This window comes from Thermus thermophilus HB8 (assembly GCF_000091545.1).
Classification (GTDB): Bacteria; Deinococcota; Deinococci; order Deinococcales; family Thermaceae; genus Thermus; species Thermus thermophilus.
The window spans coordinates 396,682-423,109 of the sequence record NC_006461.1; the positions used below are offsets into that span (position 1 = coordinate 396,682).

32 protein-coding genes and 1 pseudogene are annotated in these 26,428 nt (G+C 69.6%); 13 read left to right on the forward strand and 20 right to left on the reverse strand.

The window, feature by feature from the left end; translation table 11 throughout:
• Window positions 1–39: 39 nt before the first annotated feature.
• The 6 genes from rpmF to TTH_RS02205 all read right to left on the reverse strand — a co-directional run bounded on the left by rpmF (window position 40) and on the right by TTH_RS02205 (window position 4,714).
• Complete coding sequence (rpmF, locus tag TTH_RS02180) at window positions 40–222, reverse strand: 50S ribosomal protein L32 (RefSeq protein ID WP_008631660.1); 183 nt, start codon at window positions 220–222, stop codon at window positions 40–42.
• A 59-nt stretch (window positions 223–281) separates the two neighbouring features.
• A complete protein-coding gene (locus TTH_RS02185; RefSeq protein WP_011227921.1) occupies window positions 282–818 on the reverse strand; it encodes a YceD family protein in 537 nt (178 codons plus the stop codon).
• Window positions 819–906: 88 nt separating this feature from the next.
• Entirely contained in the window at window positions 907–1,386 is a 480-nt protein-coding gene (locus TTH_RS02190; RefSeq protein WP_011172509.1) for a flavin reductase family protein, read from the reverse strand.
• 23 nt (window positions 1,387–1,409) lie between these two features.
• Complete coding sequence (locus TTH_RS02195) at window positions 1,410–3,296, reverse strand: tetratricopeptide repeat protein (protein WP_011227922.1); 1,887 nt, start codon at window positions 3,294–3,296, stop codon at window positions 1,410–1,412.
• 9 nt (window positions 3,297–3,305) lie between these two features.
• Window positions 3,306–4,010, reverse strand: a complete 705-nt coding sequence (locus TTH_RS02200; RefSeq protein WP_011172511.1) for a WecB/TagA/CpsF family glycosyltransferase — start codon at window positions 4,008–4,010, stop codon at window positions 3,306–3,308.
• Window positions 3,998–4,714: a 2-phosphosulfolactate phosphatase gene (locus tag TTH_RS02205; protein WP_011227923.1), complete on the reverse strand. Its 717-nt coding sequence runs from the start codon at window positions 4,712–4,714 to the stop codon at window positions 3,998–4,000. Before TTH_RS02205 ends, TTH_RS02200 begins: the two co-directional genes overlap by 13 nt.
• Window positions 4,715–4,741: 27 nt before the next feature.
• Here TTH_RS02205 and TTH_RS02210 point away from each other — a divergent pair, with 27 nt between their 5' ends.
• On the forward strand, window positions 4,742–5,677 hold the full coding sequence (locus tag TTH_RS02210) for a thiamine-phosphate kinase (protein WP_011227924.1): 936 nt from the start codon (window positions 4,742–4,744) through the stop codon (window positions 5,675–5,677).
• Between the two features lie 136 nt (window positions 5,678–5,813).
• Window positions 5,814–6,431, forward strand: a complete 618-nt coding sequence (gene nox, locus TTH_RS02215; RefSeq protein ID WP_011227925.1) for an NADH dehydrogenase — start codon at window positions 5,814–5,816, stop codon at window positions 6,429–6,431.
• Here the strand turns inward: nox and TTH_RS02220 are convergent.
• Window positions 6,428–6,787 carry a nucleotidyltransferase domain-containing protein gene (locus TTH_RS02220; protein WP_011227926.1) on the reverse strand — a complete coding sequence of 120 codons (360 nt, stop codon included), beginning with the start codon at window positions 6,785–6,787 and terminating at the stop codon, window positions 6,428–6,430. The two genes, nox and TTH_RS02220, sit on opposite strands and share 4 nt — an antisense overlap.
• Complete coding sequence (locus TTH_RS02225) at window positions 6,744–7,124, reverse strand: HEPN domain-containing protein (protein ID WP_011227927.1); 381 nt, start codon at window positions 7,122–7,124, stop codon at window positions 6,744–6,746. The genes TTH_RS02220 and TTH_RS02225 overlap by 44 nt, the downstream gene beginning before the upstream one ends.
• A gap of 28 nt (window positions 7,125–7,152) precedes the next feature.
• On the opposite strand from TTH_RS02225, the gene TTH_RS02230 reads away from it, so the two are divergent.
• From TTH_RS02230 to hisH, 3 genes are all read left to right on the forward strand, one after another.
• Window positions 7,153–8,196, forward strand: coding sequence for a pyridoxal phosphate-dependent aminotransferase (locus tag TTH_RS02230; protein WP_011227928.1), 1,044 nt, complete (start codon window positions 7,153–7,155; stop codon window positions 8,194–8,196).
• Window positions 8,189–8,773 (forward strand): imidazoleglycerol-phosphate dehydratase HisB, encoded by a 585-nt coding sequence (gene hisB, locus TTH_RS02235; protein WP_011227929.1) that lies wholly within the window; start codon window positions 8,189–8,191, stop codon window positions 8,771–8,773. The genes TTH_RS02230 and hisB overlap by 8 nt, the downstream gene beginning before the upstream one ends.
• 115 nt (window positions 8,774–8,888) lie before the next feature.
• Complete coding sequence (gene hisH, locus TTH_RS02240) at window positions 8,889–9,485, forward strand: imidazole glycerol phosphate synthase subunit HisH (RefSeq protein WP_011172519.1); 597 nt, start codon at window positions 8,889–8,891, stop codon at window positions 9,483–9,485.
• Here hisH and TTH_RS02245 read toward each other — a convergent pair.
• Window positions 9,456–10,376 (reverse strand): carbohydrate kinase family protein, encoded by a 921-nt coding sequence (locus TTH_RS02245; RefSeq protein WP_011227930.1) that lies wholly within the window; start codon window positions 10,374–10,376, stop codon window positions 9,456–9,458. The genes hisH and TTH_RS02245 overlap by 30 nt on opposite strands.
• A 144-nt stretch (window positions 10,377–10,520) precedes the next feature.
• Between TTH_RS02245 and guaB the strand changes: the two genes are divergently transcribed.
• A complete protein-coding gene (gene guaB / locus TTH_RS02250) occupies window positions 10,521–12,002 on the forward strand; it encodes an IMP dehydrogenase (RefSeq protein ID WP_011227931.1) in 1,482 nt (493 codons plus the stop codon).
• Here guaB and TTH_RS02255 read toward each other — a convergent pair.
• A complete protein-coding gene (locus TTH_RS02255; protein WP_011172522.1) occupies window positions 11,999–12,229 on the reverse strand; it encodes a hypothetical protein in 231 nt (76 codons plus the stop codon). The two genes, guaB and TTH_RS02255, sit on opposite strands and share 4 nt — an antisense overlap.
• A gap of 40 nt (window positions 12,230–12,269) precedes the next feature.
• Here TTH_RS02255 and TTH_RS02260 point away from each other — a divergent pair, with 40 nt between their 5' ends.
• Window positions 12,270–12,755 (forward strand): hypothetical protein, encoded by a 486-nt coding sequence (locus tag TTH_RS02260; protein ID WP_011227932.1) that lies wholly within the window; start codon window positions 12,270–12,272, stop codon window positions 12,753–12,755.
• Here the strand turns inward: TTH_RS02260 and TTH_RS02265 are convergent.
• From TTH_RS02265 to gltX, 4 genes are all read right to left on the reverse strand, one after another.
• Window positions 12,700–13,125 (reverse strand): disulfide bond formation protein B, encoded by a 426-nt coding sequence (locus TTH_RS02265; RefSeq protein ID WP_011172524.1) that lies wholly within the window; start codon window positions 13,123–13,125, stop codon window positions 12,700–12,702. The two genes, TTH_RS02260 and TTH_RS02265, sit on opposite strands and share 56 nt — an antisense overlap.
• 133 nt (window positions 13,126–13,258) lie before the next feature.
• Window positions 13,259–14,173: a signal recognition particle-docking protein FtsY gene (gene ftsY, locus TTH_RS02270; protein ID WP_011227933.1), complete on the reverse strand. Its 915-nt coding sequence runs from the start codon at window positions 14,171–14,173 to the stop codon at window positions 13,259–13,261.
• Window positions 14,173–14,613: a hypothetical protein gene (locus tag TTH_RS02275; RefSeq protein WP_011227934.1), complete on the reverse strand. Its 441-nt coding sequence runs from the start codon at window positions 14,611–14,613 to the stop codon at window positions 14,173–14,175. The genes ftsY and TTH_RS02275 overlap by 1 nt, the downstream gene beginning before the upstream one ends.
• 16 nt (window positions 14,614–14,629) lie before the next feature.
• A complete protein-coding gene (gene gltX, locus TTH_RS02280; protein ID WP_011227935.1) occupies window positions 14,630–16,036 on the reverse strand; it encodes a glutamate--tRNA ligase in 1,407 nt (468 codons plus the stop codon).
• Between the two features lie 54 nt (window positions 16,037–16,090).
• Here gltX and lptB point away from each other — a divergent pair, with 54 nt between their 5' ends.
• The gene (lptB, locus tag TTH_RS02285) at window positions 16,091–16,819 is read left to right on the forward strand and encodes an LPS export ABC transporter ATP-binding protein (RefSeq protein ID WP_011172528.1); all 729 of its coding nucleotides are present in this window, start codon (window positions 16,091–16,093) and stop codon (window positions 16,817–16,819) included.
• Window positions 16,820–16,821: 2 nt separating this feature from the next.
• The gene (locus tag TTH_RS11440; protein ID WP_011227936.1) at window positions 16,822–18,165 is read left to right on the forward strand and encodes a DUF3084 domain-containing protein; all 1,344 of its coding nucleotides are present in this window, start codon (window positions 16,822–16,824) and stop codon (window positions 18,163–18,165) included.
• Here TTH_RS11440 and prmC read toward each other — a convergent pair.
• The 6 genes and pseudogenes from prmC to rpmH form a co-directional block, all read right to left on the reverse strand.
• Window positions 18,067–18,960: pseudogene (gene prmC, locus TTH_RS11445) on the reverse strand (peptide chain release factor N(5)-glutamine methyltransferase); the annotation flags it as partial. The gene TTH_RS11440 and the pseudogene prmC overlap by 99 nt on opposite strands.
• Window positions 18,961–18,972: 12 nt before the next feature.
• The gene (locus tag TTH_RS02300) at window positions 18,973–19,542 is read right to left on the reverse strand and encodes a Jag family protein (protein WP_011227938.1); all 570 of its coding nucleotides are present in this window, start codon (window positions 19,540–19,542) and stop codon (window positions 18,973–18,975) included.
• Between the two features lie 9 nt (window positions 19,543–19,551).
• Window positions 19,552–20,844 carry a YidC/Oxa1 family membrane protein insertase gene (locus TTH_RS02305; protein WP_011227939.1) on the reverse strand — a complete coding sequence of 431 codons (1,293 nt, stop codon included), beginning with the start codon at window positions 20,842–20,844 and terminating at the stop codon, window positions 19,552–19,554.
• Window positions 20,841–21,089 (reverse strand): membrane protein insertion efficiency factor YidD, encoded by a 249-nt coding sequence (gene yidD / locus TTH_RS02310; protein WP_011172533.1) that lies wholly within the window; start codon window positions 21,087–21,089, stop codon window positions 20,841–20,843. The genes TTH_RS02305 and yidD overlap by 4 nt, the downstream gene beginning before the upstream one ends.
• Before the next feature lie 4 nt (window positions 21,090–21,093).
• The gene (gene rnpA / locus TTH_RS02315) at window positions 21,094–21,465 is read right to left on the reverse strand and encodes a ribonuclease P protein component (RefSeq protein ID WP_081424933.1); all 372 of its coding nucleotides are present in this window, start codon (window positions 21,463–21,465) and stop codon (window positions 21,094–21,096) included.
• Window positions 21,432–21,581, reverse strand: a complete 150-nt coding sequence (gene rpmH / locus TTH_RS02320) for a 50S ribosomal protein L34 (RefSeq protein WP_011227941.1) — start codon at window positions 21,579–21,581, stop codon at window positions 21,432–21,434. The genes rnpA and rpmH overlap by 34 nt, the downstream gene beginning before the upstream one ends.
• A gap of 164 nt (window positions 21,582–21,745) precedes the next feature.
• Between rpmH and TTH_RS02325 the strand changes: the two genes are divergently transcribed.
• The 4 genes from TTH_RS02325 to TTH_RS02340 are packed head-to-tail and all read left to right on the forward strand — an operon-like array spanning window position 21,746 to window position 26,392.
• On the forward strand, window positions 21,746–22,507 hold the full coding sequence (locus TTH_RS02325; protein ID WP_011227942.1) for an ABC transporter ATP-binding protein: 762 nt from the start codon (window positions 21,746–21,748) through the stop codon (window positions 22,505–22,507).
• Window positions 22,504–24,438 carry a long-chain fatty acid--CoA ligase gene (locus tag TTH_RS02330; RefSeq protein ID WP_011227943.1) on the forward strand — a complete coding sequence of 645 codons (1,935 nt, stop codon included), beginning with the start codon at window positions 22,504–22,506 and terminating at the stop codon, window positions 24,436–24,438. Before TTH_RS02325 ends, TTH_RS02330 begins: the two co-directional genes overlap by 4 nt.
• Complete coding sequence (locus tag TTH_RS02335) at window positions 24,435–25,328, forward strand: branched-chain amino acid ABC transporter permease (protein ID WP_011227944.1); 894 nt, start codon at window positions 24,435–24,437, stop codon at window positions 25,326–25,328. The genes TTH_RS02330 and TTH_RS02335 overlap by 4 nt, the downstream gene beginning before the upstream one ends.
• Complete coding sequence (locus TTH_RS02340) at window positions 25,325–26,392, forward strand: branched-chain amino acid ABC transporter permease (RefSeq protein WP_011227945.1); 1,068 nt, start codon at window positions 25,325–25,327, stop codon at window positions 26,390–26,392. Before TTH_RS02335 ends, TTH_RS02340 begins: the two co-directional genes overlap by 4 nt.
• Window positions 26,393–26,428: the final 36 nt, after the last annotated feature.

Genomic DNA, 26,428 nt, shown 5'->3' on the forward strand with positions numbered 1-26,428 from the left:
GTTCGGGCATCCCATGCGGCAAGACCGATGGGTGGAGGCTTAGACCTCCAGCACCTTCCGCCCGGCGTAGTAGCCGCACTCGGGGCAGACGGTGTGGGGGGGCTTCATGGCCTTGCACTCGGGGCAGGGGACCAGGGTGGGCGGGGTGAGGGCGTGGTGGCTCCGCCGGGCGTCCCGGCGCGCCTTGGAGGTCTTCTTCTTGGGTACAGGGTGCTTCGCCATCTTCTCCTCCAGACTCGGGGGCCTAGCCCCGCTAAACCCCAGGTAGTATAGCAGAAGGCCTAGAGTTCCGGAAGGAGGTCCTTGAGGCCGAGGAAGGGGTGGAAGGCCTCCGGTTCGTGGCCGCAGTCCTCCACGTTGCGGTCCGCCCCGCACACGGGGCAGAGGCCCTTGCACCCCTCCTCGCAGAGGACGGTGTAGGGCATCTCGGTGACGAAGGCCTCGGTGAGGAAGGGGAGGAGGTCCAGGTCGGGGAGGCCGAAGGCGTAGAACTCCTCCTCGCCCTCCTCGTGGAAGACGACCTCCTCGAGGCCCGGCTCGTAGTGGAGGAGGTGCTGGAAGTGGGCGTGGATCCGGGTCGGGGTGGGCCTGAGGCAGCGGCGGCACTCCATGAGCACCACCCCCTCCACCTCCCCGGAGAGCCAGTACTCGTTCCCCCCCACGGAGGAGATGGCGACCCGCCAAGAGGCCTCCCCTTGCAGGGGGAAGCGCTCCTCCCCGACCACGAAGGCCTCCTGGACCACCCCTTGGGCGCGGGCCGTCCCCCCTTCCTTCAGGAGGCGGGCCAGGTTGATGCTGGTGGCGGTCGTGTAGTCCATATCCTTAAAAGGATAGCGCCGAAGGGGCGTTTTTTCCAGGGCGGGGACGCTTTAGGTCCCCGCCGCGGCAAGGGGGGTTGCCCTGGCCTCAGCCCCCGTAGAACCAGCCCGTGTCCCACATGACCAGGGGCTTCTCCTCCCTTCGCACCCCCGCCTCCACCACCTCGGCCACCACCAGGCTGTGGTCCCCGCCCGGGTAGAGGTGGCGCACCTCGGCCTCCAGCCAGTAGGGGAGCTCCGTGAGGAGGGGGAGGCCGAAGGTGGGGGAGGGCTCAAAGGGGTGGCCGTTCAGCCGGTCCCCTTCCCGAACCGTGGGCTTGAAGAAGTCCTGGGCGATGGCCTTCTGGTCGTGGGCCAGGGTCATGAGGGCGAGCTTCCCGGTGCGCTCCACCAGGGCGTGGAGGTGGCTGTCCCGCTTGAGCCCCACCGCCACCAGGGGGGGCTGGAAGGAGGCCTGGGTCACCCAGTTCACGGTCCCCGCGGCCACCTCGTCCCCGTCTTTGGCGGTGAGGACGTAAAGCCCGTAGGTGAAGCTCCTCAGCACCTTCTTCTTGGCCTCCAGGTTCACGCTTCCACCTCCCTTTCCTTAGGTTAGGGCTCCAGGAGCCAGTTGACGAAGGCGTTGACCACGTCGGTCTCCGCGAGCCGCTCGGGGTTTTCCAGCACGGCCTGGAAGAAGGCCCGGAGGATCTCGGGGTCAGGGTCGCGCAGCACCTCCTGGACGCTCCTCCCGGCCACGGGGCCCTTCTCCAAGGGTTGGGTGAGGCGCTCGGTGGTGGCCAGGGGGGCGGCCTCCATCAGGGCCTCTCGGGCGCGCTCCAGGAGGAGCCGCTCCCCGTCCTCCCCCAGGGCCTCCTTGGGGGTGAGGAGGGGCCTACCCGAGAGGTCCCGCACCTCGAGGCCCAGGGCGAAGAGCCTGCGGGCGAGGCTCGGCGCCCCCACCTCCAGGTCCAGGACCGCCCGGGCCTCGGCGTAGCGGACCTCGAGGCGGTACCGCCCCGGGGCCTCCGGCACCACCGGAGGGGCCACCTCGAGGAGGGCCACGGTGAGGGGCGGGAAGCCCACGGGCTTCTCCTCCTCGGCCACCTTCCTTCCCTCCCGGTAGAGGGCGGTGAACAAGGAGGCCTGCCTGAGGTAGGGCCGCCCCTCCAGCCGCACCTCGGGGAAGATGGCCTCCCCGGCGCGGAAGGGCCGCGCGTCCGGGCCGCCCGGGACCAGGGTGAGGCGCTCCACCTCCAGGGAAAGCCCCCCCGCCTTTAGGGTGGCGAGGGCCCTCCGTGCGGCGAAGGCGGCGGGGTGCCTGGGGTGGGCCTCGAGGAAGGCCCGGTAAAGGGGCTCGGCCTCCAGGCCCGTCCGCTCCGCGAGGTAAGCCCGGAAGAAGAGGGCGAGGGGCTCTTCCCGTTCCTCCAGGTCCTTCAGGGCCTCGGGGTAGTCCTCGCCCTGGTCCAGCCTCAGGGCCCGGTCGTAGGCGGCCTTGGCCCCAAGGAAGTCCCCGTAGATGGCCTTGAAAAGGCCCAGGTTGTAGTAGGCGGTGGCGTTGGGGGAAAGGGCCACCGCCCTCTCCGAGGCCTGGATGGCCCGGGGGAGGTCCCCGGTGAGGTAGTAGGCCCAGCCCAGGTTGGTCCAGTAGAGCCAGTAGTCCGGGCGGAGGGCGAGGGCCTTGAGGAGGGCCTCCTTGGCCTCCTCCCCCTTGCCTTCCTGGAAGGCGGCGAAGCTCACCTCCTCCCAGGCCAGGGAAAGCTCGGGGAAGGCCTCCGCCAGCCTCCTCGCCGAGGCCTTCCAGCGCTCGTCCTCCAGGGCCCGGAAGAGGAGGTGGGCGGCCGTCCTTTCCAGCACGTCCCCCTCCTCCATGGCCTCCGCCAGGGCCAAGGCCTCCTCCCGTTTCCCCTCGGCGAGGAGCCGGAAGGCCTCGTAGGCCCGGGGAAGCTTCCCCTGCCAGAGGAGGAGGAGCCTTTCAGGGAGAAGCCCCTCAAGAAGCCCGCTCCCCCGGCCCTCCTTCAGGTCCAGGGCCGAGCGGTGCAAGGGGTCGGGGGCCTCCCCCTGGGCCAAGGCGCGAAGCCTTTCCTCCGGGAGGCCGGGGGTGGGGAGGGGGGAGAGCCTCGGGGCGAGCCCCTTGCCCTGGAGCCAGAGCCAGGCGAGCTCTGGGGTCTTGAAGAGCCGCTCCTCGGAGCCGCCCTCCCGGGCGAGGATGAGCCTGAGGCCCCCTTCCTCCTCCCGTCCGAGGAGCACCCAGTCCGCTCCCGTGGCCGCCCGGGCGAGCCGGGCCCCCGCCTTGGTGTAGAGCCCCCCGGCGAGCTCGTAGCTTCCCCGCCAGGGGAGGTCGGGGAGGAGGAGGGCGAGGAGGGTGGGGGGCGGGGCCTTTAGCCCTTGGGCGAAGGCCTGGGCGAGGCCGTACCCTTTGGGCCCCTCAAAGGGAAGGACGAGGCCCTGGCCGAGGGCGAGGCCGAGAAGCCAAAGGCCTGCGAGGAAGCGCCGCATGGGTCTACTTTAGCGCTTCTCCTTGAGGACGAGGTAAGCGAAGCGGAAAAGCCTGGGGGCCCTCCGCCAGCGCTTTGGGTCTAGCCCCACCCTTAAAAGCCACTCCAGGCCGAGCCTCTGGGCCCAAAGGGGGGGGCGCCTGGCCTCTCCCGCAAGGACGTCCAGGGTGCCCCCCACCCCTATGGCCACCCGGGCCTCGAGGTGGGGCTTGTGGCGGTGGATGAAGGCTTCCTGCCTTTCCCCCATGCCCACCAGGAGGAGGTCGGGGGCGGCCTTTTGGATGGCCGCCACCACCGGGGCCTCCTCCTGGAAGTAGCCGTGGTGGAGGCCCACCACCACGCCCCCCAGGCGCTCCACCTCCCGGGCGGCTCCCTCGGCCACCCCCGGCTTCCCCCCGAGGAGGTAGACCCGGACCCCCGGAAACCGGCGGAGGAGGGCGAGGGTGAGGTCAATCCCCGTGACCCGTTCCTTGAGGGAAAGGCCGTGGAGGCGCCGCACCGCCCAGAGGATCCCCACCCCGTCCGGGGTGACGAGCTCGGCCTCGAGGACGGCCCGCCTCAGGGCCTCGTCCTCCTGGGCCCTTACGGCGATCTCGGGGTTCAGGGTCACCACCTGGTGGGTCCTTTCCTCTTGGAGGAAGCCCCCGATGCGCTTGAGGGCCTCCTCCATGTCCACGGGGTCTAGGGGGAGGCCGAGGAGGGTCAGCCTTTCCATGGGATGAACCTTTGGGCGTACCGGTCCCGGCTAAGCCCGTGGGCCTCCTTGGGAAAGAAGCGGACCTCGGCGAGCTTGGGCACCACGGGGTCCACCCCGATGAGGCTCGCCCAGGCCAGCTCCTCGGTGCGGCCCTGGCGGTGGAGGGTCTGGCCCTCGGGGCTTTGGAAGAGGGCCTCCTGGGGGTCGGGGAAGGCCTTGAGGAGGAGGGCGGGAAGGCTCGGCGGGGCCTCAGGGGCGAGCTTGCGCTCCAGAAACCCCAGGGCCACCACCGCCGAAAGCAGGGGCTCGGGCGCCCCCGAGGGGCGCAGGGTGGGCGCCTTGAGCCCCCGGGCGGCCTCGAGGACCGCCTTGGCGTTCCTCAGGCTCGCCAGGTACACCTCTTCCTCCTCCGGGAGGAGGCTCGCGTTCAGGGTGGGGGCCGAGAGCACGGCCCGCCTGCCCCGGACTTCGGCGGCCTCCAGGTCCAGGAGGGAGAGCCTCCCGTGAAAGCCCTCCGGGGGAAACCCCTCCACTTCCCCGAGGAGAAGAGCCTCCTCCGGGAAGGCCTCCGCCAGGAGGCGGGCCACCTTCGGCCCCGGGGCCACCCAGACCTCCCGCGCCCCCAGGGCGAGAAGGCGGGTGAGGACGCTTCCCGCGGGCAGGACTTCCACCAGGATCAGGGGACCCCGGGCCGGCCTCAGGCACAGGTCAACCCGGCACACCCCGCCATGATACCCTAGCCTGGGCGTATGCGGCTTAAGGACCTGGGCGAACGGGCCCTCCTCGCGAGGCTCGCCCCCCTGGGCTACCCCCCTGAGGCCCCCCTGCCCCCGGGGGACGACGCCGGGGGGGTGTGGGCGGAGGGGAGGGCCTGGCTCCTCAAGACCGACGGCTTCCTTTACCGGGAGGTGGCCCTGAAGGGCATGGGTCCCTTTGAGGTGGGGTTTAGGGGGGTGGCGGCCACGGCCTCGGACCTCCTCGCCAAGATGGGGCGGCCCTTGGGCTTCACCTTGGGCCTCTTCCTGCCCGAGGATCTGGAGGAGGGCTTCGTCCTGGAGCTCGTGCGCGGGGCGGCGGAGGCGGCAAAGCGGCTTGGGGCCTTCCTCCTCGGGGGGGACACGAACCGGGGGGTGGAGGTGGCCCTCACCGTCTCCGGCTACGCCCTGGCGGAGGCCCCCCTGCCCCGGAAGGCCCTCCCCGGGGACCTCCTCTACCTCGCCGGGGACCGGTGGGGGAGGACGGGGGCGGCCATAAGGGCCCACTACGAGGGGCGCTCCTTGGAGGGCTTTCCCAAGATCCGGGAGGCCGCCTTCTACCCCCTGCCCCGCCTGGAGCTCCTCGCCCTCTCCGGCCTCCTCCGGGGAAGCCTGGACTCCTCCGACGGCCTCGCCGAAACTCTCTGGCAGCTTGCGGACCTCGGGGTGGGGGTGGAGGTGGAGGCCCTGCCCCTCTACCCCGACGTCTTGGCTTTCGCGGGGAGCGAGGAGGCGGCCTTGGAGCTCGTCCTCTACGGGGGCGAGGAGTTTGAGGCGGTCCTGGTGGTGCCCCAGGAAGGGGCGGCCGCGGTGGAAGCGAGGGCCAAGGCCAAGGGGCTTCCCCTCTTCCGGGCAGGGAGGGTGGTGGCGGGGGAAGGGGTTTACCTCCGGGGGGCGCCCCTTCCCCGGAAGGGGTATGCCCACTTTTGACACTGCTCCACAAAGCGGGAGCTCTGAGCGCTCCCCGGCTTTCGGACGGGAGGGGCGCAAGGGCAGGGGGCTTTTGCTTTGTAAAGTGCTTTATTTCACAAAACTGTCCCTCCCCCCGGGTTAGACTCCCCGGCGTATGGAGGCGACCCTTCCCGTTTTGGACGCGAAGACGGCGGCCCTAAAGAGGCGTTCCATCCGGCGTTACCGGAAGGACCCCGTACCCGAGGGGCTTCTCCGGGAAATCCTCGAGGCCGCCCTCCGGGCGCCCTCGGCCTGGAACCTCCAGCCCTGGCGGATCGTGGTGGTGCGGGACCCCGCCACCAAACGGGCCCTGAGGGAGGCGGCCTTCGGCCAGGCCCACGTGGAGGAGGCCCCCGTGGTCCTGGTCCTCTACGCCGACCTCGAGGACGCTCTCGCCCACCTGGACGAGGTCATCCACCCCGGGGTCCAGGGGGAAAGGCGTGAGGCGCAGAAGCAGGCCATCCAACGGGCCTTCGCCGCCATGGGGCAAGAGGCGCGAAAGGCCTGGGCCTCCGGGCAGAGCTACATCCTCTTGGGCTACCTCCTTCTCCTCCTGGAGGCTTATGGCCTCGGAAGCGTCCCCATGCTGGGGTTTGACCCCGAGAGGGTGAGGGCGATCCTGGGGCTTCCTTCCCACGCCGCCATCCCCGCCCTGGTGGCCTTGGGCTACCCGGCGGAGGAGGGCTACCCCTCCCACCGCCTGCCCCTGGAGCGGGTGGTCCTCTGGCGCTAGGGAGGGGGGAGGAGCCAGCGGGTTTCCTCCCGGAGGACCCGGGCCAGGCGGGGGCTTCTTTGGGGCAGGCCTTTCCACTCCTCCAGGGTGTAGACCAGGGCCTCCGCGGGCACGGGAAGCTCCTCTAGGGAAAGCCCCAGGGGGCGCTTCCAGGGGGGGAGGGGGGAGTGCGCCACCAGGAGGAGGAGGTCCAGGTCGCTCCCCACCCCTGCCTCCCCCCGGGCGTAGGAGCCGAAGTAGCCCGCGGCCAAAAGCCCCGGGATGGGGTGGCGGGAAAGCCAGGCCTTCAGGGCCTCCTCCACTTCTTCCCGGCTAGGCCATCTGAGCACGGACGAACCCAAGGATCTCACGGGCATAGCCTATGGCATCCTCGCTCTGCAAGGGTCCGTAGTGCTCCGCCAAAGGCCCCTCGGGGAAGGCGTCGGGGTGGCGGGTAGGGATATAGAGCCCATCCAGATAGCGGGCCTTCTCCACCAGCTCCTGGGGCACCTGAAGGGGAAGCTCCTTTAGGAGCCGGGCCACGAGGTGCCCCCAGGCCTCCTGGCCCAGGTGGAGGTGGAGGGCCTTGACGGCCTTCTCGGCCGCTTGCTGGGTGGCGAAGCAGGCCCACTCGTGCCTCCCGGCGTTCCGGGCGATCTCGGCCGTCTCCAGGTCCTTCTCCGCCTGGAGGAGCCAGTCCCGGGCCCGGTTCATGCCCTGAGTTTACCGCTATACTCGGGGCATGCGGGCCTTCAAGGCGCACCTCCGGGGCCTTAGCCCTTACCCCTACAAGAAGGAGGAGGCCCCGGTGAAGTTGGACCAGAACGAAAGCCCCTTTGACCTCCCCGGGGCGCTTAAGGAGGAGGCCTTGGGGCGCCTTAGGGCCATCCCCTGGAACCGCTACCCGGAGATCCACGCCGAAAGCCTGCGGAAGAGGCTTTCCGCCCTTCTGGACTGGCCCGAGGAGGGGATCGTCCTTGCTCCCGGCTCCAACCTCCTGATCCTCGCCCTGAGCCTGGCGGCGGAGGAGGTCCTGGACCTTAGGCCCTCCTTCCCCCACTACGCCCACGCCGCCAAGGTGGCGGGGACGCCCTACCGGGCGGTGCCCCTCGGGGAAGGGTTCTCCCTGGACCTCAAGGCCCTCCTCGCCGCCTTTAGGGGCGGGGTTCTCTTCCTTCCCAACCCCCACGCCCCCACGGGGGCCCTCTTCCCGGAGGAGGCCCTTCGGGCCCTGGCGGAAAGGGCCAAGGAGGTGGGGGGGCTTTTGGTGGTGGACGAGGCCTACCGGGAGTTTGCCGGGACGGACTTCCGCTTCCTCGCCCGGGAAAACCCCCACGTGGCCCTGCTTCGCACCTTCTCCAAGGCCTTCTCCCTGGGGGGGGTCCGCGCCGGGTACCTCCTGGGAAGCCCGGAGGTGGCGGGGGTGGTGCGGGAGGTGCTGCCCCCCTTCGTCCTCCCCGCCCACACCGGGGCCGTCCTGGAGGTGGTCTTGGAAAACCCGGGCTACGTGGAGAAGGTGGTGGAGGAGGTGGTGGCCCAGAGGGAGCGGGTCTACCGGGAGCTCCTCGCCCACCCCACCTGGCGCCCCTACCCGAGCCGCACCAACTTCCTCCTGGTGCGAACCCCCGATGCCGAAGAGGCCTTCCGCCACCTCCTTTCCCAGGGCGTCCTGGTGCGTCGGCAGGACCGCTATCCGGGGCTTGCGGGGTGCCTCCGGGTGACCGTGGGCCGGAGGGAGGAGATGGACGCCTTCCTTAGGGCGGCCTTCGGGGTGGCCTATGCGTGAGGCCACGGTGGAAAGGGCCACGGCCGAGACCTGGGTGTGGCTCCGCCTTGGCCTGGACGGGCCCACCGGGGGGAAGGTGGACACGGGCCTCCCCTTCCTGGACCACATGCTTCTCCAGCTCCAGCGCCACGGCCGCTTCCTCCTGGAGGTGGAGGCCAGGGGGGACCTCGAGGTGGACGTGCACCACCTGGTGGAGGACGTGGGCATCGCCCTGGGGATGGCCCTGAAGGAGGCCCTGGGGGACGGGGTGGGGCTGGAGCGCTACGCCGAGGCCTTCGCCCCCATGGACGAGACCCTGGTGCTCTGCGTCTTGGACCTCTCGGGAAGGCCCCACCTGGAGTTCCGCCCCGAGGCCTGGCCCGTGGTGGGGGAGGCGGGCGGGGTGAACCACTACCACCTCCGGGAGTTCCTGCGGGGCCTGGTGAACCACGGGCGGCTCACCCTCCACCTGAGGCTCCTTTCCGGAAGGGAGGCGCACCACGTGGTGGAGGCGAGCTTTAAGGCTTTGGCCCGGGCCCTCCACAAGGCGACCCGGCGCACGGGGGAGGGGGTCCCCAGCACCAAAGGGGTGCTTTGATGCCACCCCATGCTGGCTTGCGCCAGCATGGGGGCCCCGGCAAAAGCTCCCTGAGGGAGCCTCCCCGGGCCAGTCGGACGAAGGAAACCGGATGATGCCCCCTTTGGGAGTGAGGATGAAGGCGCTGCTCATTGACTACGGCTCAGGCAACCTGAGAAGCGCCGCCAAGGCCCTGGAGGCCGCGGGCTTCTCCGTGGCGGTGGCCCAGGACCCCAAGGCCCACGAGGAGGCCGACCTCCTTGTCCTCCCCGGGCAGGGCCACTTCGGCCAGGTGATGCGGGCCTTCCAGGAGAGCGGCTTCGTGGAGCGGGTCCGCCGCCACCTGGAAAGGGGCCTACCCTTCCTCGGAATCTGCGTGGGGATGCAGGTCCTCTACGAGGGCAGCGAGGAGGCCCCGGGGGTGAGGGGGCTTGGCCTCGTTCCCGGGGAGGTGCGGCGCTTCAGGGCGGGCCGGGTCCCCCAGATGGGCTGGAACGCCCTGGAGTTCGGCGGGGCCTTCGCCCCCCTCACGGGGCGCCACTTTTACTTCGCCAACTCCTACTACGGCCCCCTCACCCCCTACTCCCTGGGGAAGGGGGAGTACGAGGGCACCCCCTTCACTGCCCTCCTCGCCAAGGAAAACCTCCTCGCGCCCCAGTTCCACCCCGAGAAGAGCGGGAAGGCGGGTCTGGCCTTCCTCGCCCTAGCCCGCCGCTACTTTGAGGTCCTCTAGGGTGACGAGCCGCCCCTGGGCCCCGATGGCGGTGGCGGCCAAGGCGCCCGCCAGGTTGGCCAGGCGGCCCGCCTCCACGGGGCTTAGGCCTTCCAGGATGGCGTGGGCGAAGGCGGCGGTGTAGGCGTCCCCGGCCCCCGTGGAGTCCACGATGTCCTCCACGGGGAAGGGCTCAATGAGCTCCTCCCCCTCCGGGGTGACCACGATGGAGCCCATGGCCCCCACCTTGACGGCGAGGTGCTGGAACCCCTCCTGGCGGAGCCTCGCCACCCCCTGGGAGATGGAGGAGGCCCCGGTGAGGGTCTTGAGCTCCCCCTCGTTCATGAGGAGCCAGCCCACCCCCCGGAGGTGCTTCAGGAGCTCCTTTCCCGCGGCCCGCACCGCCCCGGCCCCGAGGTCGGCGAAAACGGGGAGCTCCCGCCTTCGCGCCGCCTCGAGGACCTCGGCGGCGTAGCTCCGGGAAGGCCCCCCCACCAGGGCGTAGGCGGAGAGGACCACGGCGTCCACCTGGTCCAGGAAGCGGGGCTTGAAGAGGGCCGGGTCCAGGTAGCGGCTCGCCCCCTCGGCGCTCACCATGGCCCGCTCCCCCCCGGGGACCACCAGGATGAGGACGGAGCTCGTGGTGTGCTCCGGGTCCTCCTGGAGGTGGCGGAGGTCCACCCCCACCTCCCGCACCCGGCTTAGGGCGAGCTCGGCGAAGGGGTCCTTCCCCACCCGGCCCGCCAGAAAGACCCGGTGGCCTAGGCTTGCGAGCTGGGCCGCCAAGGTTCCCCCGGCCCCTCCCGGCTTCATCAGGGCCCGCCTCGAGGGCACCTCCTCCCCCGGCTCGGGGATGCGCTCCAGGAAGAAGAGGAGGTCCACGGAAACGTCTCCCAACACGAAGAACCGCATCTCGCCTCCTTAACCCGTACGCCCAAGGGTCTGCCCTTAGTCTAGCCCACGGGCGCCCCTGTCTTTGCCCGGAGGATACCCGGCCAACATGAGAAATGCGTAACGAGGTGGACCGCCGCCCGGGGAAGGCTTACCCTAGAGAGTATGGACGAGGGGAAGATCCTCTACGAGGGGCTCACCTTTGACGACGTGTTGCTCCTTCCCGACTACTCCGAGGTCCTGCCCAAGGAGGTTTCCGTCAGGACGCGGCTCACCAAGCGCCTTTTCCTCAACATCCCCATCCTCTCCGCCGCCATGGACACGGTGACCGAGGCGGAGATGGCCATCGCCATGGCCCGGGAGGGGGGGCTTGGGGTCATCCACAAGAACCTCTCCATTGAGGCCCAGGCGGCCATGGTGCGCAAGGTGAAGCGCTCCGAGGCGGGGATGATCCAGGACCCCGTGACCCTCCCCCCCACGGCCACCCTGGAGGACGCCGAGCGCCTCATGCGGGAGTACCGCATCGGGGGGCTACCCGTGGTGGACGTGTACGGGAGGCTTCTGGGCCTGGTGACGAACCGCGACCTCCGCTTTGAGCGGGACCTCAAGCGGCCCGTGACCGAGGTCATGACCCCGGTGGAGCGCCTCGTCACCGCCCGCCCCGGCACCACCCTGGAGGAGGCGGAGGAGCTCCTCAGGCGGCACAAGGTGGAGAAGCTCCCCCTGGTGGACGAGTCGGGGAGGCTCAAGGGGCTCATCACCCTGAAGGACATCGTCAAGCGGCGCCAGTACCCGAACGCCGTCAAGGACGCCCAGGGAAGGCTCCTCGTGGGGGCGGCGGTGGGGGCCTCCAAGGACCTTCCCGAAAGGGCCCAGGCCCTGGTGGAGGCGGGGGTGGACGTCCTCGTCTTGGACTCCGCCCACGGCCACTCCAAGGGGATCCTGGAGGCCCTCGCCTACCTCAAGGAGACCTTCGGCGAGAGGGTGGAGGTCATCGCCGGGAACGTGGCCACCCGAGAAGGGGCGAGGGCCCTGGCCGAGCGGGGGGCGGACGCGGTGAAGGTGGGGATCGGCCCCGGCTCCATCTGCACCACCCGGGTGGTCACGGGGGTGGGGGTGCCCCAGATCACGGCCATCCTCGAGGCGGTGGCGGGGGTTAAGGACCTGGACGTGCCCGTGATCGCCGACGGGGGGATCAAGTACACGGGGGACGTGGCCAAGGCCATCGCCGCCGGGGCCCACGCGGTGATGCTCGGCAGCATGCTGGCGGGCACGGACGAGGCCCCGGGGGAGGAGGTCTTAAAGGACGGGCGCCGCTACAAGCTCTACCGGGGCATGGGCTCCCTGGGGGCCATGAAGCAGGGCTCCGCCGACCGCTACTTCCAGGATCCCGAAAAAGGGGAGACCGAGGCCAAGAAGCTCGTTCCCGAGGGGATTGAGGGAATGGTGCCCTACAAAGGCCCCGTGGCCGATGTCCTCTACCAGATCGTGGGGGGCTTGCGGAGCGCCATGGGGTACGTGGGGGCGCCGGACATTGAGACCTTCCGCAAGAAGGCCCGCTTCGTGCGCATGACCATGGCGGGGCTCATTGAGAGCCACCCCCACGACGTGGTGGTGGTCAAGGAGGCCCCCAACTACTCCCGCTAATCCCCGAAGAGGCGGCGGAAGGCCTCCGCGCTCCCCTTCTTCCGGGCGGGGCGGTAGACGCCCTCCTTCTCCTCCAAAAGCCCCTCCGCCACCAGGGCCTTGAGGGTGTCCAGAAGCTCCTTCTTGGAGAAGGGCTCCCCTTCCTCGTCCAGGTAGCGCTGGATCTCCTTGAAGGTGGCGAGGCGGAGCGCCTCCACCGCCCGCATCACCCAGCCCTTGCGGTCCATGCCACCATCCTAAACCCGCGCCTGTGCCATCCTGGCCCTTGTGGACCCCTACCGGGAGTACCAGGACTACGTCATGGCCTCGAGGCTCCTCGTGGCCTCGGGCCTTTCCCGGGAGATCCTCACCCTCGCCCAGTACGCCCGCCTCCGCCTAAAGCGCCTGGAGCTCGCCCGGGCCCGCCGCTTCCGGGAGCTCGAGGCCTTGGACCGGAGGCTCCGCTACGGCTTCTGGACAGACCCCCTCCGCCTCCGGGAGCACCTCCACCCCCTCCGGGACAGCCCCTACCTGGCGGACCCCGAGGCCTTTGAGCGCCTCCTCTTCCCCGAGGAGCGGGCCCGCCTCCGCTACCCGGGCCAGGCGGGGGAGTACTACCTGGGCTGGCTCCGCCTCCCTCCCCTCCTCATGGAGCCCTGGGCCTTTGAGGAGGCCTTGCGGGCCCAGGAGGAGAAGGGGCGGGCGCTTCCCCTCTTCCTCAACGCCTTCCACCTCGGGCCTGGCGGGCGAGAAGGCCCATGGCGAGGGCGATGAGGGTGAAGGCGATGAGGGCCTGGAGGGGGATGGGGAACTCGGGGATGTACTCCGCGCTGCAGGGCACGGGGGGTTTGCAGGCCAGAGGGAAGAGTCCCGGGAACCACTGCTGGGTGAGGTGGAGGACGCTCACGCTTCCCCCAAGGAGGGAGAGGGCGAGGCTGTAGGGCCAGACGCCAAAGTCCTGCCGCCAGAGGGCAAGGCCCAGGATCACCGCCTGGGGGTACATGAAGATCCGCTGGTACCAGCAGAGCTCGCAGGGCAGGAAGAGGCGCACCTCGGAGTAGTAGAGGCTGCCCAGGGTGGCCACCAGGGCCACCACCCAGGCGAAGGCCAGGTAGAGGGTCTTTCGCTCCACGGCCTCCAGCATACCGGGCCTTGGCCTGGGGGGCCGCGCTCTTCGTGACCGGGCTCAACCTCTGGCTCCTTGGGCGGCTGCTCGTGGGCTAATGCCCCAAAGCCTGGTTCGGGCGTCCCCTTTGGCGAAACCCACGCCCGGGCGCTCAGGCCTCGAGGAGGGCCTCCACGAAGGCCTCGGCGTCAAAGGGCTGGAGGTCGTCCGGGCCTTCTCCCACGCCGATGAAGCGGATGGGCACCTTTAGGGTGCGGACGATGGGGACCAGGACCCCGCCCTTGGCCGTCCCGTCCAGCTTGGTGACGATGACCCCGGTGAGGCCCACGGCCTCGTGAAAGCGCTTGGCCTGCTCCAGGCCGTTTTGCCCGGTGACGGCGTCCAGCACGAGCCACACCTCCCCCGGCTCCCCGGGGTCCGCCTTGGCGATGGCCCGCTTCACCTTCTTGAGCTCCTCCATGAGGCCCTGCTTGGTGTGGAGGCGGCCCGCGGTGTCCACGAAGAGGAGGTCCAGGCCCCGCGCCCTTCGGGCCTTGGCGGCGTCAAAGGCGAGGGCGGCGGGGTCCGCCCCTTCCGGGCCCTGGATCACCGGGATCCCGAGGCGCTTCCCCCACTCCGCAAGCTGGGCTCCCCCCGCGGCGCGGAAGGTGTCCCCGGCGCAGAAGAGGACCTTCTTGCCGAGGCCCTGGTAGAGGCGGCCCAGCTTGGCGATGGTGGTGGTCTTGCCCACCCCGTTCACCCCCACCACCATCACCACGTGCCCCTGAGGCTCCACGGGGCGGAGCTTCTGGGGACGGAAGCCGAGCTTCCTCAGCGTGGCCCGCCGCTCGTCCGGCTCCAGCATCTGGACGAGCTTCTCCTTCACCACCTCCTTCAGGTCCCGCCGCCCCGAGGCCCGCACCTCCTTGAGGAGCTCCTCCGTGGCCGCCACCCCCACGTCGGCGGCGAGGAGGGCCATCTCCAGCTCCTCCAGGACCTCCTCGGGGTCGCCGCCCCAGGGGATGGCCTTGAGGAGCCTTTCCCGGGTCTTGGCGAGGCCCGCCCTGAGCCGGTCAAAGAGGCCCATCAGCGGAAGCTTACCCCGAAGGCGAGGCGGAAGACCTTAGGAAAGTCGGCGAAGCCGTAGGTGTAGCCGCCCTCGGCGAAGAGGCCGGTGGTGGGGTCCAGGAGGCCCTCGAGGCCCAGGGCCAGGCTCACGCCCAAGGTGGGGGCGGGCCCCACCACCCCGGCGAGCCCCCCGCCCACGTAGGGGAGGAGGCCTTTGAGGGCGGGGTCGTACTGCCCCAGGTCGGGCTTGAAGAGGAGGAGGGCCTCCAGGGCCACCCCGGGGGCCTCGGGGGCGAGGTCGGCGGCGAGGCGGCCCGAGAGGTTCTGCCGTAGGCGGTTCTCCATCCCGGCCCCGAAGGTGAGGCCGAGGCCTTCCCCGTAGCCGAAGCGCATCCCGATGGCGCCTTGGGCCGAGGCGAGGCCCAAAAGGGCGAGAAGGACGACGAGAAGCCGTCTCATGGCGTCCAGTATACCCCTAGGCGAGGGCCCGCTCCAAGCGCCTGAGCGCCCGCTCCTTCCCGAGGAGGGCCAGGATCTCAAAAAGCCCCGGGGTCTCCAGGCTCCCCGTGAGGGCGGCCCGAAGGGGCTGGGCCACCTGGCCGAGCTTGACCCCCTTCTCCGCGGCGAAGCCCCGGAGGAGGGCCTCGAGGGCGGCCTCGGTCCACTCCTCCTGGGCCCTTAGGCGGGGGTAGAGCTCCTTGAGGAGGGGAAGCCCCTCTTCCAGCTTCCTCTGGGCCTTCTCCGACACGGGGTAGTCCTCGGTGAAGAGGTAGCGGGCCTTCTCCGGGAACTCCTTCAGGGTGTCAAACCGGGGGCGCATGAGCTCCACCGCCCGCCTCAGGTAGGCCTCGCTTTCCCAGGAAAGCCCCGCCTCCCGGAGGAAGGGCTTGACCCTCTCCGCCACCTCCTCCAGGGAGAGCACCTCCCGGATGTACTTCCCGTTCATCCAGCGGAGCTTTTCCAGGTCAAAGACGGGCCCCCCCAGGGAAACCCTCTCCCAGGTGAAGGCCTGGATGAACTCCTCGAGGGTGAAGATCTCCCGCCCGTCGGGCATGGAGAACCCCATGAGGCAGAGGTAGTTCCTCAGGGCCTCGGGCAGAAACCCCTCCGCCTTGTACCAGTCCAGGGAGGTGTGGCTTTTGCGCTTGGAGATCTTGGTCTTGTCGGGGTTGCGCAGGAGGGGCATGTGGTAGAACCGGGGCGCCTCCCAGCCGAAGGCCCGGTAGAGGAGGACGTGGATGGGGGTGGAGACGAGCCACTCCTCCGCCCGGATCACGTCCGTGACCCCCATGAGGTGGTCGTCCACCACGTTGGCCAGGTGGTAGGTGGGGTAGCCGTCGGACTTGAGGAGGACCACGTCGGGGATCTCCTGGTTGTCGTAGACCACCACCCCCCTGAGCTCGTCCTTGACCTCCGTGGTCCCGGGGCGGGGCACCTTGAGGCGGATCACGTGGGGCTCGCCCCGCCTCGCCCGCTCCTCGGCCTCCTCAGGGGGGATGTTCCGGGCCCTCCCGTCGTAGCCCCCCTTTTCCTTGCGGATTTGCTCTAGCTCCTCCGGGGTCTCAAAGGCCCGGTAGGCCCACCCCCGCTTGAGGAGCTCCTCGGCGTACTTTTGGTAGAGGGGAAGCCGTTCCGACTGGCGGTAGGGCCCGTGGGGGCCGCCCACATCGGGGCCCTCGTCGTAGGAGAGGCCAAGCCACTTTAAGGCGGCGAGGATCCTTTCCTCGGCCCCGGGGACGTAGCGCGCCCGGTCCGTGTCCTCAATGCGCACGATGAAGCGCCCCCCGTTCCTCCGGGCCCAGGCGTAGTTGAAGAGGGCGATGTAGGCCGTGCCCACGTGGGGGTCGCCCGTGGGGCTTGGCGCGATGCGGGTCACCACCATACCTCGCCCATTATCTCACCCGGGGCTAAAGGTTGCCCCGTAGCCTAAGGGGCAATGGACGGGGAGCTTCGCGCCCAGGGTTTGCGCAAGCGCTACGGCCCCAAGGAGGTGGTCCGGGGCGTGGACCTCGCCCTTAGGCGGGGCGAGATCGTGGCCCTCTTCGGCCCCAACGGGGCGGGGAAGACCACCACCTTCTACATGGTGGTGGGGTTCATCCGGCCCACGGGGGGGCGGATCTACCTTAAGGGCCAGGAGATCACCGCCCTCCCCATGTACAAAAGGGCCCGGCTCGGCCTCGGCTACCTCCCCCAGGAGCCCAGCGCCTTCCGGCGGATGACCGCCTTGGAGAACCTCCTCGCCGTCTTGGAGTTCCAGCCCCTTTCCAAAAAGGAGCGCCTGGAGAAGGCCAAGGCCCTTTTGGAGGAGCTTTCCATCTACCACCTGCGGGACCGGATGGCCTACAGCCTCTCCGGGGGGGAGAGGCGCAGGCTGGAGATCGCCCGGGCCCTCGCCACCGACCCCGACTTCCTCCTTTTGGACGAGCCCTTCACCGGGGTGGATCCCAAGAACGTCCGGGAGATCCAGAAGGTGATCGCCGAGCTTCGGGAAAGGCGCGGCGTGGGGGTCTTCATCACCGACCACGCCGTGAGGGAGACCCTGGCCATCACCGACCGGGTCTACCTGATGTACGACGGCCAGGTCCTCTTCCACGGGGACCCGGAGACCTTCGCCAAGGACCAGGGGGTGAGGCGCCACTACCTGGGCGAGGACTACGAGCTCTAGCCATGACCTTCTGGGCCCTCCTCTTCCTCGTCCTCTTCCTTTCGGCCTTGGTGGCCTACCTGGGGGACAAGGTGGCCAAGTGGGCGGGGAAGCGGCACTACCGCCTCTTCGGCCTGAGGCCCCGCCAGACGGCCACCCTGGTCGCCGTCTTCACCGGGGTGGGCATCGCCCTCTTGAGCTACCTGGGCTTCCTCCTGGTCTTCCGGGACGCCCGGGAGGTGATCCTCCAGGCGGAGGCCATCCGGGCCGAGCGGGACCGGCTCAAGGAGCAAAGGGCGGCCCTGGAGGCGGAGGCCGCCCGGGCCCTCGCCGAGGTCAACGCCCTGCGCGGGGAGCGGGGCGCCCTCCTTCAGGCCCTGGAGCGGGTGGAGGGGCTGCGGGAGGCGGCCTCCCGGGAGCTTGCCGCCCTCCGGGAGGAGGTGGCCCGCCTCGAGGCCCGGGGGAAGGCCTTGGAGGAGGCCTTGCGCGCCCGCGAGGCGGAGGTGAGGGCCAAGGAGGAGGCCCTCCGGGCCCTGGAGGCCAGGCTGCGGGAGGCCGAGGCGGAGCTGGCGCAGGCCCGAAAGGAGCGGGAAGCCCTCCTGGGGGAGAGGGAGCGGCTCGAGGCCGACCTCGTGGCCCTCCAGGGACGGGTGTTGGACTTAAGGCGCTCCCGGGAGGTTCTGGAGGAGGAGGCCTCCCGGCTCCGGGAGGCCCTGGCCCGGGTACGCCAGGAGCTCGCCGAGGAGGAGAGGCGGGTCCAGGGCCTCCTCGTCCAGGCCCGGGTGCTGGAGGGGCAGAAGGGCCAGCTCGCGGAAGGCCTCGCCCGCCTGAGCCAGGGGCTCTACCTGGGGGAGGTGCGCCTGGGCCCGGAGGAGGGCCCCGTGGCGCTGGAAGAGGCGGCCCGGAGGCGGGCCCTCCTCCTGGGCTTCAAGGGCGTGCGGCTTCTCGGCGGGGCCAAGGGCCCGGGGCTTGCTGTTCTGGAAGGGGCAGGGTACGAGGACGGCGTCCTCCTCGTCCGGGCCCGCTTTTACCCGGAAAAGCGCCTGTGGCCCGCGGGGGAGGTTCTCGCCAGCGCCACCTTCCTCAACACGGGGGAGCCCCGGGCCCGGGCCGTCCTCCTGGAGGTGGGGGAACGGGTCCGGAAGCGCCTTCTGGAGGAGGGCGTGCCCCCGGAGTACGCCCGCTTCCCCACGGAGACGGACCTGGCCCAGGGCCTCCTCCTCCTCCGGGGGCGGTCCGGGGTGGTCCGGGTGGGGGTGGTGGCTTTGCGGGAGGTGTGGACGGTGGAGCCGCCCCTCCTCGCCTTCCGCCTCCTCGGGGGGCCTCCGGGCCCGGAGGTACCGGTCCCGACCCGCGAGGTCCGGTAGGACCGCCACCTCCTTCCAGCCCTTTTCCCGGAGCTCCCGGGCGAGGAGGTGGACGTTTTCCGGGGCGAGTTCCAGGAGGAGGTACCCCCCGGGCTTCAGGGATCGGCGGGCCTCCTCCGCCAGGGGGCGGGCCACCGAGAGGCCTTCCGGCCCGGCGTAGAGGGCCAGGGGGCTTTCGTAGCCGAGCTCCCTCGGGGCCTTTTCCCGGTAGGCCTCGGGGAGGTAGGGGGGGTTGGAGACCACCAGGTCCAGGTCCCTAAGCCCCCCGGTGAGGGGCGCGGGGAGGAAGGCCACGGAAAGGCCCAGCCGCTCGGCGTTCTCCCGGGCGAGGGCGAGGGCCTTGGGGTCCACCTCCGTGGCGTAGACCTCCGCCTCGGGCAGGGCCCGCTTCAGGGCCAGGGCGATGGCTCCCGTGCCCGTGCCCACGTCCAGGATCCGGGGGGCGGGGGGCAGGGGGAGGCCTAGGGCGAGCTCCACCAGCCCTTCCGTCTCGGGGCGGGGGATGAGGACCCCTTCCTCCACCCGCAGGGGCAGGCCGAAGAACTCCACCTCCCCCACCAGGTACTGGAGGGGGTAGCCCTGGAGGCGCCGCTTGAGGAGCGCCTCGGCCCGGTCAAGGGCCTCTTGGGGCAGGGAGGAGGTGAGGCGGCCATATAGGGCCTTTCGGGGCCAGCCCGTGGCCGCGGCGAGGAGGTCCCAGGCCTCGAGCTCGGGAAGCCCGGCGGCGCCGAGGGCCCGCCTCAGGCGGCGGAGCAGGTCCAGGGCGAGCGGCGTATCCCCCGGGGCCTCCGGCATGGCCTCGGGCCCTCAGCCTTGGGCCTCGCGCCTGGGGTAGACCACCACGTGCCGCTCCTCTCCCTCCCCTTGGCTTTCCGTGGTGACCCGGGGGTGGTTCTTGAGGAGCATGTGCACGATCCGCCGCTCCCCGGGGGGCATGGGGGGGAGGTGGAGGGGCTCCCCGGTCATGGCCACGGTGAGGGCCGCCTCCTCGGCGAGGCGGCGGATCCGGGCCTCCGCCCGGCTTCTGTACCCCGCCGCGTCCAGGACGAGGCGGTAGCCGGTGCCGAAGCGCCGGGCCAGGACCACCCGGGCCAGGTGCTCCACGGCCCTCAGGGTCCGCCCCTCCTTCCCGATGAAGCGGCCCAGGTCCCCTCCCTTGACCTCGGCCTTAAGGGTCTCCCCTTCCACCCTCACCTCCAGGCGGTGGCCGGGGTCCAGGAGGAGGAGGAGGCCCCCGAGGAACTCTTCCAGGAAGGCCCTGGGGTCCCCTTGGGCCTCGGGGGTTCCCGATTCCTTGAGCTCCACTTCCACCGGGGCCTCCTCGAGGACCCCGAGGTCGGAGAGGAGCTCGTCAATGCTCTTCTTGCGCTCGTTCATGCCCCCAGTTTACGCCTTAAGGGGGGCCAGGCTTTTGTTGATGAGCCACTGCTGCACGAGGCCGATGAGGGTGGAAAGGACCCAGTAGAGGGTGACCCCCGAGGGGAACTGGAGGACCAGGAAGACGAAGATGAGGTTCATGAAGAGGCTTTGCCGGATGAGGTCCCGGTTCCCGTGGGCGGAGAGCCAGGTGGAGAGGAAGGTGCTGGCCACGTAGAGGACGGGGAGGATGTAGTAGGGGTCGGGGAGGGCGAGGTCGGGGATCCAGAGGAAGCCCTGGCCGAACTCGTAGTTGGCGATCACCTTCCAGAGGATGAAGAGGATGGGCATCTGGATGAGGAGGGGGAGGCAGCCGGCGGCGGGGTTCACCCGGTGCTCCTGGTAGAGCTTCATGGTGGCCTCCGCCCGCTTGTTGGGGTCGTCCTTGTACTTCTCGTTGATCTTCTGGATGAGGGGCTGGAGGCGCTGGATCTCCGCCATGCTCTTGAACTGCTGGTGCATGAGGGGCCAGAGGAGGAGGCGCACCACCAGGGTCAGGAAGAGGATGGCGAGGCCCCAGTTGCCGGTGAAGCGGTAGGCCGCCTCCATGATCCAGAGGAGGCCCAAGGAGAGCTGGCCCCAGAGGTTGGGGCTGAAGAGGCCGGGGAAGGAGAGGAGGCCTTCCACGTGGAAGCGGACGAGCTCGTTCTGGCCGCCGTAGACCCTGAGGATTTCTCCCGGCCCAAGCCGCACCTCCCCCTCGCGCCCCACGAGCCTGCCCTCCAAGGGGCCCTCCCCGAAGGCCACCAGGGCGTAGCCCGCCTTGGGCCGGGTCTGCCAGGCGAGGTAGACGAGGCGCCCCTCCCCGCTCGGGGCGGGCTCGGCGGCGCCTTCCAACAGCGCCTTGGGGTTTCCCTGGGCGGAGAGCTTAAGGACGAGGGGAAAGTCCGCCGTCACCTCCGCGGTGTACCGCTCCTTGGGGATGCGGTAGGTGAGGGTCCCCTCCTCCCCCCGGAAGCGGGCGAGGAGGTGGCCGTCCTCCACGGCGAACTCCGCCTCCAGGGGACGGAAGCCCACGGGGGAGAGGACGGGGCCGTTCGCCGCCAGGTTGGGGGCGCGGGCGTAGTCGCCGAAGGCCGTGCCCTTGTAGGCCTTCACGTACCAGCCCACCACCTGGCCCGCCTCGTCAAAGGCCAGGTCCATGAGGTTGGTGACGGCGACCTTTTCCGGGGTCCCGTCCCCGTTGACGTCCGCGTCCTTGAACCCCACCTCCAGGGCGAGGGCGGGGAGGAGGAAGAGGAAGGCCGCAAGGAGCCTCTTCATTCCGCACCTCCCCGGACCTTCCCCGGGGGGAAGAGGACGGGCACCGGGTCCAGCCCGCCGGGGTTCCAGGGGTGGCAGCGGAGGACCCGCCGCACGGCGAGATAGCTCCCCCAGAAGGCCCCGTGCCGCTCCAGGGCCTCGAGGGCGTAGGCGGAGCAGGTGGGGTGGAAGCGACAGGTCCTGGGTTTCAGGGGAGAGAGAAAACGGCGGTAGAAGCGGATGAGGAGGATCAGCACCTCGCGCACGCCGCTATTGTACCAACCCGCTCTTGCGCAAGGCCCTGACCACGTCCCGGAAGAGCTCGGCGAAGTCCGCCTCCCGGGCCTCGGGGCTCGCCACCACCAGGAGGTGGGCTTGGGGCAGGTGGAGGCGGCGGAGGATCTCCCGGAGGCGGCGCTTGACCTTGTTGCGCACCACCGCCTTGCCCACCTTCTTGGAGACCACGATGCCCACGCGGAGCTCGGCGGCGGGAAGCCACTTCACCGAGACGTACCGCCCCCGCCCCGCCCTGCCCTTGCGGAGCCTCTGGAAGGCCCGGTCGCCTTTGAGGGAAAGAAGCTTGCCCCCCGGGGCGGGGGGCTTGGGGCCTACCGCTTCCGAACGGCGGGCGTGAGGCGCCAGCGCCCCTTCTGACGGCGGCGCTTCAGCACCTTCCGGCCGCCCGGGGTCCTCATCCTGGCCCGAAAGCCGTGGGTTTTGGCCCGTTTCCTGCGGTTGGGTTGCCACGTCCTTTTCATCCATCTCCCTCCCTGGGGCCATGGCCCCCCATGCCTCTAAGAGTGTAGCATAGAGCAGGGGAAACAAAGGCTGACGGTTTTTTACACCCATACGTAATCCCGTTGACAATTTGCCGCCCCGCCCGGTATACTTCACGCCAAGTCGCATCCCTGAGGAGGCGTAGGTGGCGCAGCTTGACGTGGAAGGCGTGACCCTTACCTTCGGCGGCGTGGCCGCCCTTTCCGGGGTGTCCATGCGGGTGGAGGCTGGGGAGCTCGTCTCCATCATCGGCCCCAACGGGGCGGGGAAGACGAGCCTCTTGAACTGCATCTCCGGCTTTTACCACCCGGAGCGAGGACGCATCCTCTTTGAGGGACAGGACCTCACCCGGGCAAGCCCCCACGAGGTCACCCGGAAGGGCATCGCCCGGGCCTTCCAGAACATTGAGCTCTTCTCCGGCCTCACCGTCTTGGAAAACCTCCTCCTCGCCCGGCACACCCACCTCTCCTACGGCCTCCTCCAGGCGGGCCTCTTCTACGGGCGGGCCCTGGCCGAGGAGGTGCGCAACCGGCGGGTGGTGGAGGAGGTCATTGACTTCATGGAGCTGGAGCCCTACCGCAAGGCCCTCGTGGGCAACCTTCCCTACGGGGTGAGGAAGCGGGTGGAGGTGGCCCGGGCCCTGGCCCTTTCCCCCAAGCTCCTCCTCCTGGACGAGCCCATGGCCGGGATGACCCTGGAGGAGAAGGAGGACATGGTGCGCTTCATCCTGGAGATCCGGGCCCGGGGCACCACCGTGGTCCTCATTGAGCACGACCTGGGGGTGGTCATGGACATCTCCGACCGGGTCTACGTCCTGGACTTCGGCCAGGTCATCGCCGAGGGGAGGCCCGAGGAGGTGGCGAGGAACCCCAGGGTGCAGGAGGCCTACATGGGGGTGGAGGTATGAAGGCCTTGAGGCCCTCCTACGAGATGAAGCGCTACACCCTGCCCCAGCTCCTCAGGCTCCGGGCGGAGCACGAGGGGGACCGGGTGGCCCTCCGGGAGAAGGACTACGGCATCTGGAACGAGATCACCTACGCCCAGTACTACGAGAACGTCCTCCTCTTCGCCCACGGCCTCCTCTCCCTGGGCTTTGGGCCGGGGGAGAGGCTTGCCGTCATCGCCGACAACATTCCCGAGTGGCTCTACGCCGAGCTCGGGGCCCAGGCGGTGCGGGGGATCAGCGTGGGGGTCTACCAGAGCAGCCTTCCCCCCGAGATCGCCTACATGCTCCAGTACACGGGGGCGAGCGTGGTCCTCGCCGAGGACCAGGAGCAGGTGGACAAGCTCTACGAGATCCGGAGCGAGATCCCCCACGTGCGCTATGTGATCTACGAGGACGAGAAGGGGATGCGGGGCTACAAGGACCCCTGGCTCCTCTCCTTCGCCGAGGTCCTGGAGCGGGGGCGGGAGCACCGGAGGAAGCACCCGGACGCGGTGGAGAGGCTCCTCCTCGAGGCCAGCCCGGAGGAGGTCTGCCACCTTTCCTCCACCTCGGGCACCACGGGGCGTCCCAAGGCGGCCATGCTCCGCCACCGCAACCTGATCCACATGGGGGTGGCCCTCCAGGAGGTGGACCCCCTCCTGCCCACGGACGACTACCTTTCCTTCCTCCCCCTCGCCTGGATCGGGGAGCAGATGATGTCCGTGGCCATGGCCCTCACCGGGGGGTTCGCCGTCAACTTCCCCGAGGAGGTGGAAACCGCCCTGCAGGACCTCAAGGAGATCGGCCCCCACGTGATGTTCAGCCCCCCGAGGGTCTGGGAGGGGATCCAGAGCCAGGTCTGGGTCCGCATCTCGGAAAGCCCCTGGTTCAACCGCTTCGTCTACGAGCGCCTCCTCAAGGTGGGGTACCGGGCGGCGGAGTACCGGATGCGGGGTAGGCCCATGCCCCTGGGGCTTCGCCTCGCCTACTGGTTTGCCGACCAGGTCCTCTTCAAGCCCTTGAGGGACCAGCTCGGCTTCCTCCGCCTCCGCCGGGCCTACACGGGGGGCGCCGCTTTGGGCCCCGACGTCTTCCGCTTCTTCCACGCCATCGGGGTCAACCTCAAGCAGGTCTACGGCCAGACGGAGATCATCGGCATCGCCTTCGTCCACCGGGACGGGGACGTGCGCCACGACACCGTGGGCCTGCCCATCCCCGGGACCGAGGTCAGGATCAGCGAGGCGGGGGAGATCCTCCTCCGCTCCGACGCGGTCTGCGCCGGGTACTGGGAAAGGCCCGAGGCCACGCAGGAGACCTTCGGGGACGGGTGGCTGCACACCGGGGACGCGGGGTACCTCACGGAGGACGGCCACCTGGTGGTCATTGACCGCCTTTCCGACGTGATGCGCACCGAGAAAGGCACGGTCTTCAGCCCCCAGTTCCTGGAAAACAAGCTGAAGTTTTCCCCTTACATCAAGGAGGCCGTGGTCTTCGGGGACCGGAAGCCCTATCTGGCCGCCTTCATCAACATAGACCCCCAGACCGTGGGCAAGTGGGCCGAGGACCGGGGCCTGGCCTACACCACCTACCTGGACCTCTCCCTGAAGCCCGAGGTGGCCGAGCTCATCCGCAAGGAGGTGGAGAAGGTGAACAAGGAGCTTCCCGAGGAGCTTAGGATCCAGCGCTTCGTCCTTCTCTACAAGCTCCTGGACGCCGACGACGAGGAGCTCACCCGAACGGGCAAGGTGCGGCGGGGCCACATCGCCAAAAAGTACGCCCCCCTGGTGGAGGCCCTCTACTCCGGGGCCAAGGAGGTGGAGGTGGAGGCCGAGTACCGTTACCAGGACGGCACCCTCCAGCGCCTCCGGGCGCGGGTGCCCGTCCTGGGGTTCGCCGAGGAGGTGCCCGCGTGAGCTTCTTCCTCCAGCTCCTCTTCTCGGGGGTGGTCCTGGGGCTCGTCTACGCCCTCGCCGCCTTGGGCTTCGTCCTCATCTACAAGGCGAGCCGGGTGGTGAACTTCGCCCAGGGGCAGTTCATCGCCATCGGGGCCTTTTTGGCCTACTGGGCCATGGTCGCCTTGGGGGCGCCCTTTCTTTTGGCCGCGGCCTTGGCCCTGGCCTTAACCGCCCTCTTGGGCTTTGGGGTGGAGCGGGTCTTCCTGAAGCGCATGGTGGGGCAGCCCATCATCTCCGTCATCATGGCCACCATCGGCCTCGCCTCCCTCCTTGACGGCCTGATCCACCTTACCCCCTTTGGGGCGGGCAACTTCAGCTACCCCGCCTTCCTGCCCTCGGGCGGTGTCGCCCTCCTGGGGGTGCAGGTCTCCTACCCCCAGCTCCTCGCCCTGGGCTTCACCCTGGCCTTCCTCGCCCTCTTCACCTGGTTTTTCCAGCGCTCCACCCTGGGGATCGCCATGCGTAGCGTGGCCGACGACCAGATGGCGGCCATGAGCCTCGGGGTCTCGGTGGAGAAGGTCTTCGCCCTGGCCTGGGCGGCGGCGGGGCTCACGGCGGCGGCGGCCGGGATCGTGGTGGGCACCATCGCCGGCCTCAACCTGGACGGGCTGGTGCACATCGGCCTTAAGGTCTTCCCCGTGGTGATCCTGGGGGGGCTGGACTCCATCCCCGGGGCGGTGGTGGCGGGGATTCTCATCGGCGTCTTGGAAAACCTGGCGGCGGGCTACCTGGACCCCTTTGTCCCCGGCGGGGGCACCCGGGACGTCTTCCCCTTCCTGGTCCTCCTTTTGGTTCTCTGGTTCAAGCCCCATGGCCTCTTCGGCACGGAGGAGATTGAGCGCGTATGAGGAACCCTTGGGCCCAGACCGGAAACTACCGCACGCGGTACGAGCAGGACGCCAGCATCTTCGCCACCCACCGGGAGTTGGCCTCCCTTCTCCTCTTCCTGGGCTTCCTCCTGGTGCTGCCCCAGTTCCTCTCCCGGACCCAGGTCTTCATCCTGGACCTGATCCTGGTCTACAGCATCGCCGTCTTGGGGCTCAACATCACCACGGGGTACGCCGGCCTCATCAACATCGGCCAGGCGGCCTTCATGGGGGTGGGGGCGTACACCGCGGCCCTTTTGGCCCCGGCGGGGCTTCCCTTTTACCTCGTGCTCCCGGCGGCGGGGCTCGCCGGGGCCTTCTTCGGGTACCTGGTGGGCATCCCGAGCCTCCGAGTGAAGCACCTTTACCTGGCCATGGCCACCCTCGCCTTCCAGGTGGTCTTTGAGTGGACGGTGGGCCACCTCCCCCTCCTCAACCAGGGCGGGGCCATGCCCTTGCCCCGGGTAAGCCTTCTCGGGTACGAGGTGGGCTTCCGCAACCACTACCACTTCTGGTACTACGTGAGCTTCGCGGTTTTGGTCCTTCTCGCCCTCTTCTTCCGCAACCTCCTCAGGACCAAGTACGGCCGGGCCCTGGTGGCGGTGCGGGACAACGACCGGGCGGCGGACGCCATGGGCATGGACCCCGGGCGCACCAAGCTCTTCGCCTTCGCCCTGGGCGCCTTCTACGCCGGGGTGGCGGGGGCGCTTTACGCCTACCTCTCCCGGGCGGTGGTCATTGAGGACTACACCTTCTCCGTCTCCATCAAGCTCCTGGCCATGGCCATCGTGGGGGGCCTCGGCACCTTGGTGGGAAGCTTCCTGGGGCCCGCCTTTCTGGAGCTTCTGGACGTGAACATGGAGGCCCTTTCCAACCTCATTAAGGCCCTGGGCTTCAGCGTGGCTGGGGTGGACGTGGCGAGCGCCCTAAGGCCCCTGGCCTTCGGCCTCGTCATCGTCCTCTTCCTGGTGTTTGAGCCCAGGGGGCTTTACAACTGGTGGCGCGTGATGCGAAGCTACTTCCGCACCTGGCCCTTTAGGTACTAGGCAACCCCCCTCATGGGGTTGGCGAAGGGAGGGAAG